This window comes from Pseudomonas sp. Fl4BN1 (assembly GCF_009908285.1).
Classification (GTDB): domain Bacteria; phylum Pseudomonadota; class Gammaproteobacteria; order Pseudomonadales; family Pseudomonadaceae; genus Aquipseudomonas.
Map to the genome: position 1 here is coordinate 198,854 of NZ_JAAARM010000004.1, position 15,213 is coordinate 214,066.

17 protein-coding genes are annotated in these 15,213 nt (G+C 61.4%); all 17 read right to left on the minus strand.

Annotated features, from left to right (window positions below):
* Positions 1-70: 70 nt before the first annotated feature.
* The gene (gene flhB, locus GV818_RS06445) at positions 71-1,246 is read right to left on the minus strand and encodes a flagellar biosynthesis protein FlhB (RefSeq protein WP_161753677.1); all 1,176 of its coding nucleotides are present in this window, start codon (positions 1,244-1,246) and stop codon (positions 71-73) included.
* Positions 1,247-1,249: 3 nt separating this feature from the next.
* Positions 1,250-2,032, minus strand: a complete 783-nt coding sequence (fliR, locus tag GV818_RS06450; RefSeq protein ID WP_161753679.1) for a flagellar biosynthetic protein FliR — start codon at positions 2,030-2,032, stop codon at positions 1,250-1,252.
* Positions 2,033-2,036: 4 nt separating this feature from the next.
* Positions 2,037-2,306: a flagellar biosynthesis protein FliQ gene (gene fliQ, locus GV818_RS06455; RefSeq protein ID WP_011059988.1), complete on the minus strand. Its 270-nt coding sequence runs from the start codon at positions 2,304-2,306 to the stop codon at positions 2,037-2,039.
* 24 nt (positions 2,307-2,330) lie between these two features.
* Entirely contained in the window at positions 2,331-3,080 is a 750-nt protein-coding gene (gene fliP / locus GV818_RS06460; RefSeq protein ID WP_161753681.1) for a flagellar type III secretion system pore protein FliP, read from the minus strand.
* Positions 3,080-3,526 carry a flagellar biosynthetic protein FliO gene (fliO, locus tag GV818_RS06465; protein ID WP_161753683.1) on the minus strand — a complete coding sequence of 149 codons (447 nt, stop codon included), beginning with the start codon at positions 3,524-3,526 and terminating at the stop codon, positions 3,080-3,082. The genes fliP and fliO overlap by 1 nt, the downstream gene beginning before the upstream one ends.
* Positions 3,527-3,988, minus strand: a complete 462-nt coding sequence (gene fliN / locus GV818_RS06470; RefSeq protein WP_161753685.1) for a flagellar motor switch protein FliN — start codon at positions 3,986-3,988, stop codon at positions 3,527-3,529.
* A 55-nt stretch (positions 3,989-4,043) separates the two neighbouring features.
* Positions 4,044-5,012, minus strand: coding sequence for a flagellar motor switch protein FliM (fliM, locus tag GV818_RS06475; protein WP_161753687.1), 969 nt, complete (start codon positions 5,010-5,012; stop codon positions 4,044-4,046).
* A 9-nt stretch (positions 5,013-5,021) separates the two neighbouring features.
* On the minus strand, positions 5,022-5,522 hold the full coding sequence (fliL, locus tag GV818_RS06480; protein WP_161753689.1) for a flagellar basal body-associated protein FliL: 501 nt from the start codon (positions 5,520-5,522) through the stop codon (positions 5,022-5,024).
* Positions 5,523-5,762: 240 nt separating this feature from the next.
* Positions 5,763-7,175, minus strand: a complete 1,413-nt coding sequence (locus GV818_RS06485; protein WP_161753691.1) for a flagellar hook-length control protein FliK — start codon at positions 7,173-7,175, stop codon at positions 5,763-5,765.
* Between the two features lie 98 nt (positions 7,176-7,273).
* Entirely contained in the window at positions 7,274-7,618 is a 345-nt protein-coding gene (locus GV818_RS06490; protein WP_161753693.1) for an Hpt domain-containing protein, read from the minus strand.
* Between the two features lie 30 nt (positions 7,619-7,648).
* Positions 7,649-9,346, minus strand: a complete 1,698-nt coding sequence (locus tag GV818_RS06495; RefSeq protein WP_161753695.1) for a fused response regulator/phosphatase — start codon at positions 9,344-9,346, stop codon at positions 7,649-7,651.
* 14 nt (positions 9,347-9,360) lie between these two features.
* On the minus strand, positions 9,361-9,666 hold the full coding sequence (locus GV818_RS06500; RefSeq protein WP_161753697.1) for an STAS domain-containing protein: 306 nt from the start codon (positions 9,664-9,666) through the stop codon (positions 9,361-9,363).
* An 87-nt stretch (positions 9,667-9,753) separates the two neighbouring features.
* Positions 9,754-10,203: a flagellar export protein FliJ gene (fliJ, locus tag GV818_RS06505; protein ID WP_161753699.1), complete on the minus strand. Its 450-nt coding sequence runs from the start codon at positions 10,201-10,203 to the stop codon at positions 9,754-9,756.
* Between the two features lie 6 nt (positions 10,204-10,209).
* Positions 10,210-11,568 (minus strand): flagellar protein export ATPase FliI, encoded by a 1,359-nt coding sequence (gene fliI, locus GV818_RS06510; RefSeq protein ID WP_161753701.1) that lies wholly within the window; start codon positions 11,566-11,568, stop codon positions 10,210-10,212.
* On the minus strand, positions 11,558-12,403 hold the full coding sequence (gene fliH / locus GV818_RS06515; RefSeq protein ID WP_161753703.1) for a flagellar assembly protein FliH: 846 nt from the start codon (positions 12,401-12,403) through the stop codon (positions 11,558-11,560). Before fliH ends, fliI begins: the two co-directional genes overlap by 11 nt.
* 9 nt (positions 12,404-12,412) lie before the next feature.
* Complete coding sequence (fliG, locus tag GV818_RS06520) at positions 12,413-13,432, minus strand: flagellar motor switch protein FliG (RefSeq protein WP_011059975.1); 1,020 nt, start codon at positions 13,430-13,432, stop codon at positions 12,413-12,415.
* Positions 13,425-15,212 (minus strand): flagellar basal-body MS-ring/collar protein FliF, encoded by a 1,788-nt coding sequence (gene fliF, locus GV818_RS06525; protein ID WP_161753705.1) that lies wholly within the window; start codon positions 15,210-15,212, stop codon positions 13,425-13,427. The genes fliG and fliF overlap by 8 nt, the downstream gene beginning before the upstream one ends.
* Position 15,213: the final 1 nt, after the last annotated feature.

Below are 15,213 nucleotides of genomic sequence, written 5' to 3' on the forward strand. Positions count from 1 at the left end.
GTGGCAATTAGCCATTTTTCTGACAAAAATCGGAGGCATTCGCTGGCAAGCCAGCCCCTACAGGCCGCGACTACAGCGGATCGATGGGGCCACCAGAAGACTGCTTGCCGGAGGTGTCGCGCCGCAGGTCCGCCGGGATCGGCAGGTCCTTGAGCGGGTCCGGACGCTTGCCCTTGCCCGCGCGATGCTGGCGGATCTGGTAGACGTAGGCCAGGACCTGAGCCACCGCCAGATAGAGCCCGGCCGGAATCTCTTCCTCAAGCTCGGTGGAGTAGTAGATCGAACGCGCCAGGGCCGCCGACTCCAGCAACATCACTTCATGGGCCACGGCAATTTCACGAATCTGCAGCGCCAGGAAGTCGCTGCCCTTGGCCAGCAGCACCGGCGCCCCGCCTTTCTCCGAGTCGTACTTGAGGGCCACGGCGAAGTGCGTCGGGTTGGTGATGACCACGTCGGCATCCGGGATCGCCGCCATCATCCGCCGCTGGGACATCTCGCGCTGCAACTGACGAATCCGCTGCTTGACCTCCGGACGCCCCTCCTGATCCTTGTGCTCGTCGCGCACTTCCTGCTTGGTCATCAACAGCTTCTTGTGGGACTGATACAACTGCACCGGCACATCCACTGCAGCAATCAGGATCAACCCGCAGGCCATCCACAACGTACTCCAACCCACCACCTGCACGCTGTGGATGATGGCCAGTTCAAGGGGCTCGTGGGCGATCCGCAGCAGATCATCGATATCAGAAGACAGCACCGACAGCGCCACGAACAGCACCAGGCCGAACTTGGCCAGTGCCTTGAGCAACTCGATCAGCGCCGTGGCAGAGAACATCCGCTTGAGGCCATTGGCCGGATTCATCCGACTGAACTTGGGCGCCAGGCTCTTGCCGGCAAACAACCAGCCCCCCAGGGAAATCGGGCCGATGACGGCCGCCAGCAACAGGGTCAGCAGCACCGGCTGCACCGCCAGGATGGCGATCTTGCCCGAGTGCAGCAGGTACAGCCCCATGGCCCCGGGACTGAGCAGCACCTCACGGGGCAGGGAGAAATTCAGGCGCATGATCTCCAGCAGGTCCAGGGCCAGGCCGCCGCCATAGATCAGCAGCGCACCTGCCCCGGCAAGCATGATCGCCAGGGTATTGAGCTCCTTGGAGCGGGCGATCTCGCCCTTTTCCCGGGAGTCCTTCTTGCGCTTCTCCGTGGGGTCTTCTGTCTTGTCCTGACCGCTCTCGCTCTCTGCCATGGCTCAGCGCGCCTGTGCCAGTTCGCGCAAGAACTGCAGGGCTTCGGAGGCCAGCGGCTGATACTGATTGAGGATGTCGGCCAGGCTGATCCAGACAATGCCCATGCCAAGCACCAGGGTCAGGGGGAAACCAATGGAGAAAATGTTCAACTGCGGCGCCGCGCGCGTCATCACGCCAAAGGCGATGTTGACCACCAGCAAGGCTGTGATCGCCGGCAACACCAGCAGCAGCGCTGCCCCCAGGACCCAGCCAAGTTTACCGGCCAACTCCCAGTAGTGATTAACCATCAACCCGCCACCCACCGGCAGCGTGGTGAAGCTTTCAGTGAGCACCTCGAACACCACCAGGTGACCGTTCATGGCCAGGAACAGCAGGCTCACCAACATGGTGAAGAACTGTCCGATGACCGCCACCGACACGCCATTGGTAGGATCGACCATGGAGGCGAACCCCATGCCCATCTGGATCGCCACGATCTGCCCGGCGACGACAAAGGACTGGAAGAACAGCTGCAGGGAAAAGCCCAGCACCGCACCAATCAGAATCTGCTCGGCAACCAGCAGCAAGCCACTGAGATCCAGGGCATGCACCGCGGGCATGGGCGGCAGTCCCGGGGCTATCACCACCGTGATTGCCAGGGCGAAATACAGGCGCACCCGTCGAGGTACCAGGGTCGTGCCGAAGATCGGCATCACCATCAGCAGCGAAGTCACCCGGAACAGCGGCAACATGAAGCTCGCCACCCAGGTACTGATCTGCGTGTCGGTCAGCGCCAGCAAAGACATCGGCTCAGCCAATCAACTGCGGAATACTGCCGTACAACTGACGGATGTATTCCATGAAGGTTTGCACCAGCCAGGGACCGGCGACAATCAGGGTCACCAGCATCACCAGGAGGCGCGGCAGGAAGCTCAGGGTCTGTTCGTTGATCTGGGTGGCCGCCTGGAACATGGCCACCATCAAGCCCACCAGCAGGCTGGGCACCACCAGCACCGCCACCATCATGGTGGTCAGCCAGAGGGCTTCGCGAAACAGGTCTACCGCGACTTCTGGAGTCATTGTCGAGCACCCGCAAACAAGGTTTTAAACACCACCGAAACTGCCCGCCAAGGTGCCAATGATCAATGCCCAGCCATCCACCAGGACGAACAGCATGATCTTGAACGGCAGGGAGATGATCAGCGGTGACAACATCATCATGCCCATGGCCATCAACACACTGGCCACTACCAGGTCGATAATCAGGAACGGGATAAAGATCATGAAGCCGATCTGGAACGCCGTCTTCAGCTCCGAGGTGACGAAGGCCGGCACCAGGATGGTCAGCGGCGCCTGGTCGGGGCTGGCAATATCGGTGCGCTTGGACAGGCGCATGAACAGCTCCAGGTCACTGCTGCGGGTTTGCGCCAGCATGAAATCCTTGATCGGCACCTGGGCCTTGGCCACTGCATCCTGGGCCGTGAGCTTTTCCGCCAGGTAAGGCTGCAGCGCATCCTGGTTCACCCGGTCGAACACCGGCGCCATGATGAACATGGTGAGGAACAACGCCATGCCGGTCAGGATCTGGTTTGACGGCGTCTGCTGCAGGCCAAGGGCCTGACGCAGGATCGAGAAGACGATGATGATCCGAGTGAAACTGGTCATCAGCATGACGAACGCCGGAATGAAGCTCAGCGCGGTCATGATCAGCAGGATCTGCAGGCTGACCGAGTATTCCTGCTGGCCGCTGGCGTTGGTGCCAAGCGTGATCGCCGGGATCGACAACGGGTCGGCCGCCAGCGCCAGCGGCGCTACCAACATCAGCGCCAACGTCAAGATGATGCGCAACGGCATTACTTCTTATCCTTCTGGTCCTTGCCCAACAGCTCCATCAGGCGCTGGGCGAACTCGGGCGTCGCCTGCTCGGCACTGGGCACCTGCACCGGCTCTTTGAGTACATGCAGCGGCGTGATAGTGCCCGGAGTCAGACCCAGCAGAATCTGCTCGCCGCCCACCTGCACCAGCACCAGGCGATCCCGTGGCCCCAGGGCTCGGGAGCCGATCAGCTCGATCACCTGACCCTTGCCCGCCGGCCCGGCCTGCTGCACCCGGCGCAACAGCCAGGCGAGGAAGAAGATCAGCCCGATCACCAGCAGCAGGCCCAGCACCAACTGGGTCAACTGCCCACTGACACTGCCCACCGCAGGCACTGCAGCGGCAGTCACGGCAGTCGCCACCGGCTCCGCAGCCAGGGCACTCAGCGGCAAGCCGAGCAGCACTAAGCCAAGCAGCTTGTTCACTTAGCGCAGCTTCTTGATGCGTTCGCTGGGACTGATCACGTCCGTCAGGCGAATACCGAACTTCTCGTTGACCACCACCACCTCGCCATGGGCGATCAGGGTGCCGTTGACCAACACGTCCAGCGGTTCGCCGGCCAGGCGATCAAGCTCGATCACCGAGCCCTGGTTGAGCTGCAACAGGTTGCGGATGTTGATATCGGTGCTGCCCACTTCCATGGAGATCGACACCGGGATGTCGAGGATCACATCGAGATTGGGACCATCGAGCGTGACCGGGTCGAGATTCTTCGGCACGCTGCCGAACTCTTCCATCTGCAAACGCCCGGAGCCTGACGCGGCACCTGCATCGGCCGCCAGCAAAGCGTCGATATCGGCCTGACCGGCATCACCGGTTTCTTCCAGCGCAGCAGCCCATTCGTCGGCCAGCGCCTGGTCGTCCTGGGAGTTAATTTCGTCAGCCATCATGGGTCCTCGACGGGCAAAAATTCATTGAACAGCAAACAGGTTGGAGCGCCGCTTAACGGCGCCCGATCGGTTCGATCACTTGCAGCGCCAGGTTGCCCTTGTGGGAACCCAGCTTGACCTTGAACGAGGGCACGCCATTGGCGCGCATGATCATGTCTTCCGGCAGTTCCACCGGGATCACGTCGCCAGGCTGCATGTGCAGGATGTCTCTTAGGCGCAACTGACGACGGGCCACTGTGGCGCTTAGCGGCACTGCCACATCCAGCAGGTCCTCGCGCAGGGCCTTGCTCCAGCGTTCGTCCTGGTCATCCAGGTCGGACTGGAAGCCGGCGTCGAGCATCTCGCGGATCGGCTCGATCATCGAATACGGCATGGTTACGTGCAGGTCGCCACCGCCGCCATCGAGCTCGATGTGAAAGGTCGACACCACAACGGCTTCGCTGGGGCCGACGATGTTGGCCATGGCCGGGTTCACTTCCGAGTTTATGTACTCGAAATTGACCGGCATGATCGCCTGCCAGGCCTCCTTCAGATCGACGAACGCCTGCTCCAGCACCATGCGCACTACCCGCAGTTCGGTCGGGGTAAATTCACGCCCTTCGATCTTCGCATGACGGCCATCGCCGCCGAAGAAGTTGTCCACCAGCTTGAACACCAGCTTGGCGTCGAGAATGAACAACGCCGTACCGCGCAGCGGCTTGATCTTTACCAGGTTGAGGCTGGTGGGCACGTACAGCGAGTGCACGTATTCACCGAACTTCATGACCTGTACGCCGCCTACCGCCACGTCAGCCGAACGCCGCAGCATGTTGAACATACTGATCCGGGTATAGCGGGCGAAACGCTCGTTGATCATTTCCAGGGTCGGCATGCGTCCACGGACGATGCGATCCTGGCTGGTCAGGTCGTAGCTTTTGACACTGCCGGGCTCGGCAGCGTGTTCGGTCTGTACCAGACCGTCGTCGACGCCATGCAACAGCGCATCGATCTCATCCTGGGACAGCAGGTCCTGCACGGCCATGTCGTGTTCCTACTGCAGTACGAAGTTAGTAAAGAGCAACTGCTCGACCACCACTTTGCCCACCTCTTTCTGCGCCACTTCCTGGACGCTGGCGGTGGCCTTCTGGCGGAGCATTTCCTGACCGACCGGAGTCGCCAGGGTGTCGAAATTCTGCCCGGAGAAGAGCATCACCAGATTGTTGCGGATCATCGGTATGTGCACTTTCAAGGCGTCCAGGTCAGCCTGGTTACGCGCCAGCAGGGTAATACTCACCTGCATGTAGCGCTGACGACCATTCTGCGTGTAGTTGGCCACGAAGGCTGGGGCCATGGGCTCGTAGATCGCCGCCGACTTGACGTTAGTGGCGGTCTCCGCAGCCGGGGCAGGCTTGCTCTGAGCACTGTGCATGAAGTACCAGGTGGCGCCGACCGAAAGGCCGATGGCCAGAAACAACGCCAGGACAATCAAGAGGATAAGCTTGAGTTTGCTTTTCCCTGCGGTGGGTTTTTCTGCTGCTTCGCTCTTCGCCATGCCAATAATCCGTCACTATTCGGGGGTTCACAGTCGCACGGCAAGGCAAGAGCAAGTGTTATGCCAGATTTGTCTGGAGCGGGGGGATGAACCGAATGCGGGGGTGGTGCGAGAGGAAACCTGCGGGATAACGGCTTGAGGTTAGGCCACAGGCATCGGCATTGCGAAGGGCCGGGGCAAGCGCCGCGCAGTGGAGCGGGAGCAAGCTCCCTGACCCCACAGCCAGCCCCCGACTACAAGTCAGGCATAGTAATCGACGGCGCTGGAACCGATCACTGTCTGCACCGGAGCGGCCACTTCAGCCACGGCATGAGGCTGCTCGTCGTCGACTCCGTCCAGACGTCCACCACTGGTACTGGAACCACTGCCACGATTTTGCCCCTGCTGAGCCTGCTCCTGGCCCTGCCAGCCACGGGACTGATCGGAGACGTTGACGTCGACCTGCCCCAGGCCTTGCTGGCTGAACATGTCGCGCATGCGGTGCATCTGCCCCTCCAGGGCTTCGCGAACACCGGCATGGGCACTCATGAAGGTCACCTGGGTCTGCTGATCGGGGATCATGTGCACACGAATATCCAGACGCCCCAGTTCGGCTGGCTGCAACTGGATGTCCGCCGACTTGAGGTTGCTACTGGACAGGTACATGACCCGGTTGACCACCTCGTCGGTCCAGCCACTCTGATGCATGGCCAGAGGCTGGTTGACCGGCGTCGCGTTGGCGGTCTTGGGTGTCGCAGCCTGGGTCAGGGCCGCCAGACGATTGGCGAAATCATCCACACGAGTGTCGCTGGATGCCCCCTTGAGGTCTTTCAGGCCTTCGGCAACCAGTCCCGTGAAAGCCTTCTCTCCACCCTGCTCGGTACTGTTCTTGCTGGTTTGCTGCTCGAGCATGCTCGCCATGCCATTGGCGAAGTTCTGCACCGACGCCAGTTGGCCGTCACTATTGGCGCTCGCCGGAGCGGCCTTGGGCTGTGCCTGACTGGAAGCCGAGACATGTCCGCCCTGCTCCATGGCCAGGCGCACGGCTGGCATGGCATCCAATGGATCGGCCTCTGGGTCGAATTCTGCCTTGGCCGGATCGGCAACCGGCGCCACCACCGCAGCAGCGACCGGCGGCGGCACCACCGCCGGAGCCGCTTCAACCTGAGGCGCCAGCGGCGTGGCGGGAGGCGCTTCGGTCGCCACTACAGGCGGCGGCGGCACTACTGACACCAGGCTTGAATCCAGCGGCGGCACGCTTGGTGGCGTATCGACTTGAGCGGTATCGACCGGCTTACTGTCATCACTGGCGGCGGCCTTGCTGTCGTTGCCCGAGGTTTTGCTGTCGCTGCTGGCGGGCTTGTCGGCAGGCAAGGTCTTGCCGCTATCGGCAACCACCGACTGCGGCGCGGCAGACTGATCGCTGCCGACATCCTTCTTCGAGCTGTAGTCGGCACTCTTGTCACGCCCCGGCTTGGGCGAATTGTCAGCGACGACCAGAGGCTTGCTCTGTGGTTTGTTCTGGGATTCTTTGGCGTAGAGCTGCGCAAAGCTGGAGGCCTTGTCATCAGGCTGGGCAGCGTTTGCCAGAGGGCTGACAGGGGCCGCTTGAGGCTTGGCCTGAACAGTGGCCTGAGCGGCGGCCTGAAGAAGCGAATTGGGGGTAACAGCCATGGGACAGTCTCCGCTGCACTGGAATCATAGGTACAGTTGCGAGACTTGAATGCAAGGGTTGAGCCAGTTTCATCACACTGCGGATAAAAAGTTATTTCTCAGCAGTGAAAACGCTGCAGCTCTTGCTGACATAGACGCCGGACAATGGCGAACTCGCCATCGATCTCACCCACCAACTGACGGACTCCGGTAGCGGCCGACTGCCCAGCCCGCAACTCCAGTTGATGACAGAGCTCAGCCAGGCGAATAGCGCCCATGTTGCTGCTACTGCCCTTGAGGCTATGAGCAGTGGCCACCAACTGGATCGCATCTTCGGACTTGCGCAACAGTTGCACTCGCTCCTCGGAATCGCAGACAAAGGTGTCCAGCAGGAGGGGGTACTCATCCTCCATAACTTCCTGCAGCGCATTGAGCACAGTGTGGTCCAGATGAATCTCAGCCACTTGTTCACTCCTTGATCAAGAACAGACTAATTATGCCATTGCCTCCCAAGAAAACTCCACGCAGACACTGCGCCCGTCGTCCGCCCACACCGCCTGCTGGCTCATTTGACGAATCAGGCTGACGCCGCGCCCCGACAAACGCCCCGCATCGTTGGGCCTTGCCAGGACTGCAGCGATGTCGAAACCCTCACCACTGTCCTCAACCCGAACCACCAGGCGCCCTCCGGCCTCCCGGGGCAGCACCTGCAGGTGGACCCGGACAAAACCTTCCTGAAGCTCCGCGAGCCTGGCGCTGCGCTCGCGATAATAGCGGGTGAAGCCCTCAGCATCGCGCTTGAGCCGCGAGTCCAACTTGAGCACACCGTGCTCCAGCGCATTGGAATAAAGCTCGGCCAGCACACTGTAAAGCGCCCCGCTCTGAGACCTCAGGCCGTGCACCTCAAGCAGCAACTGCAACAGGTAGGGCAAGGGATTGAAGCGCTTGAGGGTCGCCGCACGAAACTCGAAGCTCACCGACCAGTCCAGCGGGCAGGATTGTCCGCTATCGGAATACACCAGGGTGGGCGGCGCCAGCCTCGGGAGCTCCGGCAACCCAACCTCGACCATGCTCACATCGTCCCGGGCACTGCCCCCAAAGTCCTTCAGGGCCTGCTGAACCTCCTCGAACAGGAGCCCTTGCTGGCGATTGGCGGCAAACACCTGCTGCAACCGCTGCACGCCAAACAGTTCATCCTCGACGTTACAGGTGTCGATCACTCCATCAGAGAGCAGGAACACCCGATCCCCCAAAGCCATGGGAAACACTTCGGTAGCATCCTCGAAAGCCTCGGCACTCAAGACCCCGAGAGGCAAGTGGCGAGCCACCAATGGCGTTCTCGCAACACTGACCTGGCTGTACAAATAGCCCTCGGGCATCCCGCCATTCCACACCTCCACCGCCCGCCGCTGATGACTCAGGCACAACAGCGTGGCGCAGCAGAACATGTCCACCGGCAGGATGCGCTTGAGCTTGGCATTCATCTCCCGGAGGATTTCCGGCAACCCATAACCCTTGGCGGTCATGGCGTAGAACACCTCGGCCAGGGGCATGGCGCCGACCGCGGCGGGCAGACCATGGCCGGTGAAGTCCCCCAGCAAGACATGCATGTCCCCTGCGGGGGTGTAGGCCGCCAGCAACAGATCACCATTGAACAGCGCGTAGGGCGATTGCAAATAGCGAATATTCGGCGCATTCAGGCAGCCGGAATGGGCAATTTTGTCGAATACAGCCTTGGCCACTCGCTGCTCATTGAGCAGATAGTCGTGGTGGCGAGTGATCTGGTCACGCTGGTGCAGAACAGTTTCCTGCAGACGCCGCAGACGATCCATGGCATTGATCTTGGCGGCCAGGATCACCGGGTTGTAGGGCTTGGCCAGGAAATCGTCACCACCCGCCTCAAGACAGCGAGCCAGCGCCTCGCCCTCGCTCAGGGAGGTAAGGAAAATGATCGGTATCAGGGCTTCGCCCGCCAGCGCCTTGATTCGCCGTGCCGCCTCAAACCCGTCCATCACCGGCATCATCGCGTCCAGCAGCACAATGTGCGGACGCTGTTGCTGAAACAGTTCCAGCGCCTGCGCCCCATTGCTCGCCGCCAGCACCTGATGCCCCTGGCGCCGGATGATACTGGACAGCAGCAGGCGATCCGCCGCGCCATCTTCGGCAATCAGTACACACAGGGGCTCGGCCATCGAGCGCGCACCACTCAACTGATGTCGAAAAGCTTGTCGAAATTGGAGATGGCGAGAATCTTGCGCACATCCGAATTGCTGTTGATCACCCGCACATCGGCACTGTCGCCTCCGGCGTGGTCACGCAACAAGAGCAACATGCCCAGGGCCGAACTGTCGAGGTAGGTGGCCTCCTTGAGGTCCACCACGATGGACTCCGGCGTCCTGTTGAGTCGCTCATAGGATTCACGAAATTCCTGGTGGCGTCCGAAATCAAAACGCCCCCTGATCGAGATCGTGAGTTTCTGTCCATCAGGGGATATTTCTGTAACGACCGACATGAGACTGCTTCCTTGTCATAGACGACGTCTAGAAGGTTTAGCACCCACTCGCCAGGCGGACAACCTGCAGCACAAAAATGAGCAGGGTCAATAAGGATCTTGACGGGGCAAACGCTGGGAAAGCTCATCCAGCAGCTTCTGCTCGCGCTTATCTTCTAACGCCCGAGCCTCATCGATATAACGCTGCACCAGCTTGCGCAATCCGCCCACCCGCGCATACGCCTGCTGCCAAGCCTCCCGCGCGCGATCGAGGTTGTTCTGGTGCCAGGCCAGGCTTTGCCGCTGCTGGGCCACCGCGGTGTCTAGCTGGCTGAGGAAGTACTGGTAGTTCATCAGCCAATGGCCGCTGACGCCGAGCTTGCCGCGCTCGACCCATTGCTCCTGGTAGTCGCCGCGAAAACGCTCCAGGTCGCCCAGCTTGCTCTCGGCCACGCGCACTTGACCATGGAAGTACTCCAGGCGCTGGGCGGCAGTGCGCTCGGCATTTTCAGCCATGTCCACCACTGGCGCCAGACGCGCCGCACGGCTGTCGGCCATTGCCCGTTACCCGCCCGTTGCCGGAGCGAAGAGCATCTCCAGATGGGTCTGGCTATGGCCAAGACTGACGTTGTCATTCAGCCCCTGACGCAGGTAGGCCACCATCGCCGGCTGCAAGGAGATCGCGGTGTCGGTATCGCGGTCGCCCCCAGGCACGTAGGCACCGACGCTGATCAGGTCGCGAGCTTGCTGATAACGCGACCACAGCTGCTTGAAGTACTGGGCGCGAGCCATGTTGTCGGGGCTGATCACCGCCGGCATGACCCGACTGATGGAGGCCTCGATGTCGATCGCCGGGTAGTGCCCCTCTTCCGCCAGACGCCGGGACAGTACGATGTGTCCGTCGAGCACGCCTCGGGCAGAGTCGGCAATCGGATCCTGCTGGTCATCGCCCTCGGAGAGCACGGTATAGAACGCCGTGATCGAACCACCGCCAGCCTCGGCATTACCGGCGCGCTCCACCAGCTTGGGCAGCTTGGCGAACACTGAAGGCGGATAACCCTTAGTGGCCGGCGGCTCGCCGATGGCCAGGGCGATTTCCCGCTGGGCCTGGGCGAAACGGGTCAGAGAATCCATCAGCAACAGGACGTTCTTGCCCTTGTCGCGAAAATATTCAGCGATGCGCGTGCAGTACATGGCCGCGCGCAAACGCATCAGCGGCGCATCATCCGCTGGCGAAGCCACCACTACCGAACGCTTAAGGCCTTCTTCACCCAGGATGTGCTCGATGAACTCCTTGACCTCACGACCCCGCTCGCCGATAAGGCCGACCACGATGATGTCGGCCTCGGTGAAGCGGGTCATCATGCCCAGGAGCACACTCTTACCCACGCCGGTACCGGCGAACAGGCCCAACCGCTGGCCGCGACCCACCGTCAATAAACCGTTGATGCTGCGGATTCCCACATCCAGCGGCTGGCTGATCGGGTCACGCTTGAGAGGGTTGATGGTGGGGCCGTCCATCGGCACCCAGTCCTCGGCGCGCATGCCGCCCTTGCCATCCAGCGCCCGTCCGGCGCCGTCCAGCACTCGCCCGAGCATGCTCATGCCCATGGGCAAGCGCCCGGTGTCGGCCAGAGGTACCACACGGGCACCCGGAGCGATCCCGGCGACGCTGCCCACCGGCATCAGGAATACCTTGCCGCCGGAGAAGCCCATGACCTCCGCTTCAACCTTGACCGGGTGATAACTGTCATCGTTGATCACCAGGCAACGGGTGCCCATGGCCGCACGCAAGCCCTCGGCTTCCAGGGTCAGGCCAACCATGCGCAGCAAGCGCCCTTCAAGAATCGGCTGACCCGGCAGCTTGATCGCTTCGGCGTAACCGCCGAGGCGCTTGCCGAAGCTGGTGCGTTCAAGGCGCATCGAAGTGATCCACAGGCGCGTGCGTTGCAGCCTCCTCGATGGCGTTGGTGCTGGCGTCATCCGGCGCCGGCACTATCGGCGTCCGCGGGCCGAGGTCCAGGCTCAAGTCTGTGGCGGCCGGGTGCAGCGACTGCTCGTGCATCTGGTCGAACAGTTGGTCCATGGCCTGGGTGATCCGGGTTTCAACACTGGCATCAATCCGGCTGTGCTCGGTCTCGACCCGGCAACCACCGGGCAGCAGCGCCTCGTCCTCGACGATACGCCAGCTTTCCTCATGCCGGTCACGCAGGCTTTTGACCTGCTCGAAATCCTGCGGATTGACGTACAGACGCACATTGCCGACGCCCAAGGGCAACAGCTTGAGCGCTTCACGCATGACGTGCTCGATCTGGCTAGAGTCCATGGCCAGCTCACGCTGGATCACTTCGCGAGCGATGTGCTTCACCAACTCCACCAGAGACTTTTCAATCTGTGTGTCTTGCTCGGCGATAGGCTCGAACAGGTTGCTCATCAGCAACTCAAGCGTCTGCAGCTTGGCCCTCAGGGCAACCTCGGCTTCCTGACGGACCTTGAGCGTGGCGCTGTGGAAGCCTTCCTTCTCACCGGTGGCGAAACCTTCGTTATAGGCTTCCTGGCGAATGCTCTCGAGCTCTTCAAGGGTCAGTGGCTGGACTTCGTCCAGCGGCACTTCCTCGATTTCTTCCGGCACCTCTTCAGGTTCCGGCTCGGGCTCGGGCGGCTCGGGATCGAAACTGGGCAGAGCCCAGACGTCAAAATCCTCGACGTCCCGAGCGCGAATCACTTCGCTTTGGGACTCATCACTGCTGGACGACATAAAGCGACCTTAGATCATTTCTTCGCCGCCCTTCCCGCCGAGAACGATTTCTCCGGCTTCGGCCATACGGCGGGCAATAGTGAGGATTTCCTTCTGCGCGGTCTCCACGTCGCTGACGCGAACCGGGCCCTTGGCTTCCAGGTCGTCGCGCAGCAGCTCTGCCGCACGCTTGGACATGTTCTTGAAGATCTTTTCCTTGACCCCTTCGTCCGAACCCTTGAGGGCCAGCACCAGCACATCGGAAGACACTTCGCGCAGCAACGCCTGGATGCCGCGGTCGTCGACATCGGCCAGGTTGTTGAAGACGAACATCAGGTCTTCGATCTGACCGGACAGGTCTTCGTCGACCTCGCGGATCGAATCCATCAACTGGCCTTCGATCGAGCTGTCGAGGAAGTTCATGATGTCGGCTGCGCGCTTGATGCCGCCCAGAGTGGTACGTGAAGCGTTGGAGTTGCCGGAGAACTGCTTCTCGAGAATCTGGTTCAGCTCTTTCAAGGCTGCCGGCTGCACGGTATTGAGCGAGGAAACCCGCAGAATGATGTCCAGGCGCGCCTTGTGGTCGAAGTTACCCAGCACTTCGCCCGCTTGATCCGGGTCGAGGTAAGCCACCACGATAGCCTGGATCTGCGGGTGCTCGTAACGGATCACGTCGGCCACGGCCCGCGGTTCCATCCACTTAAGGCTGTCCAGGCCGCTGGTGTTGCCACCCAAGAGAATGCGGTCAATCAGGCCGTTGGCCTTGTCTTCGCCCAGGGCCTGGGTGAGCATTTTGCGTACATAGTCGTCAGAACCGACGCCGAGGCTGGTCTGATCACCGACGATGTCGACGAACTCACTCATCACCTGCTCGACCTGCTCACGGTGCACGTTGCCCATCTGCGCCATGGCCACACCCACACGCTGGACCTCTTTGGGCCCCATGTGGCGCAGCACTTGCGCGGCATCGGTGGACCCCAGGGACAGCAGCAGGATCGCTGCTTTGTCGACCCGGGTCAGTTTGGCGGTAGCGGCTCGGTTATCACTCATCTGCGTTAATCCACTCTTTCACGACCTGAGCCACACGACCCGGGTCTTCAGCCACCAGACTCTTGATTGCGTTCAATTGAGCGTCATAACCCTCGCTCGGGCTTGGCAGCAGAATGCTTTGCGGGCCACCGAGACTGACTCGATCGTTGGACAGCTCACCATCCAGCCCACCCATGCCACCCAACTCGACATCACTGCCCAGGCCGGCCAATTGCTTGTCCTTGCCACCGCCAGTGATGTTGTTGAGCACCGGACGCAGCACGCCGAATACCAGCACCAGGATAAACAACACCCCGAGAACCTGCTTGACGATGTCCCAGAACCAAGGCTGCGAGTAGAACGGAATATCGGCGACCACTTCTCCACGCTCGGCAGAGAATGGCACGTTGATCACACTGACGCTGTCGCCGCGGCTGGCATCAAAGCCCACGGCGTCCTGCACCAGACGGGTGAAGCGCGCCAATTCGTCGGCACTCCAGGGAGCACGACTGGTTTCGCCGTTGGCCGGGTTGACCTTGACCTGATCGTCGACCACCACGGCTACCGACAGGCGATTCACACGCCCCTGTTGCTGCCGGGTATGGCTGATGGAGCGATCAAGCTCGAAGTTCTTGGTGGATTGCTGACGCTTGTCCGCCGGGTATGGCGCCAACATCGGCTGACCGGTGGCCGGATCCATGATCTGTTGACCGTTGGCATCCAGCAGTGGCTGCCCCGGTTGCACCATGCCGGCGGCGGCAGTAGCACCACCCGTGGTTTGCGGCGCGGACGCCGGCGACGGCGGCTGGTTGCTCAGAGCACCCGGCACGCCTTGCGGGCCGTTGCTGCTGGAGCGCTGTTCGTTGACCGACTGCTCGCTACGTAAGGCAGGCTGATCAGGGTTGAACTGCTCAGAGGTGGACTCCACCGCACTGAAATCGACATCTGCCGAGACTTCAGCCTTGTAGCGGTCGTTGCCCAGCACCGGCTGCAGGATATTGTGCACCCGCTGGGTCAGCATGCCTTCCAGGCGACGGCTGTAGTCGAACTGCTTGCCGGCCATGGTCAAGGCAGAGTTCTCTGCCTGATCGGAAAGCAAGTTGCCTTTCTGGTCGACTACGGTCACCTGGGACTTGCTCAGCTCAGGAACGCTGGTAGCCACCAGATTGATGATAGCCATGACCTGCCCCGGTTCCAGGGAGCGACCGGAGTACAGTTCCACCAGCACCGAAGCGCTGGGCTTGCGTTCGTCACGGACGAACACCGAGCTTTTCGGAATTGCCAGGTGCACCCGGGCACCCTTGACGTTGTTCAGGCTGGAAATAGTCCGTGCCAGTTCGCCTTCCAGGCCGCGACGGTAACGGGTCGCCTCCATGAACTGGCTGGTGCCCAGGCCTTGTTCTTTATCAAGAATCTCGAAACCGACGTTGCCGTCACCCGGCGCTACACCGGCGGCCGCCAGCTTCAGGCGGGCACGGGACACATCATCGGCCTTGACCAGCAAGGCACCGGAGTTGGGCTCGACGGTGTAAGGAATGTCGGCAGCGGCCAGAGTTTCCATGACCTGCTTGGCATCCATCCCGGCCAGGCTGCCGTACAGCGGCCGGTAGTCGGGCTGCTGGGACCACAGCACCACGGCAAAGCCAATCGCCACGCTGGCGGCCAGCCCCACCAACAGGCCGACCTGACGCAGCATGGTCATCTGGGACAGGTTTTCCAGGAAGGACAAACCGAATAGCGGCGGTTTACCGTCTATCGGGGTGGCCTTGGCCGGTACGTTATCGGCGACTGCTTCTGCCATG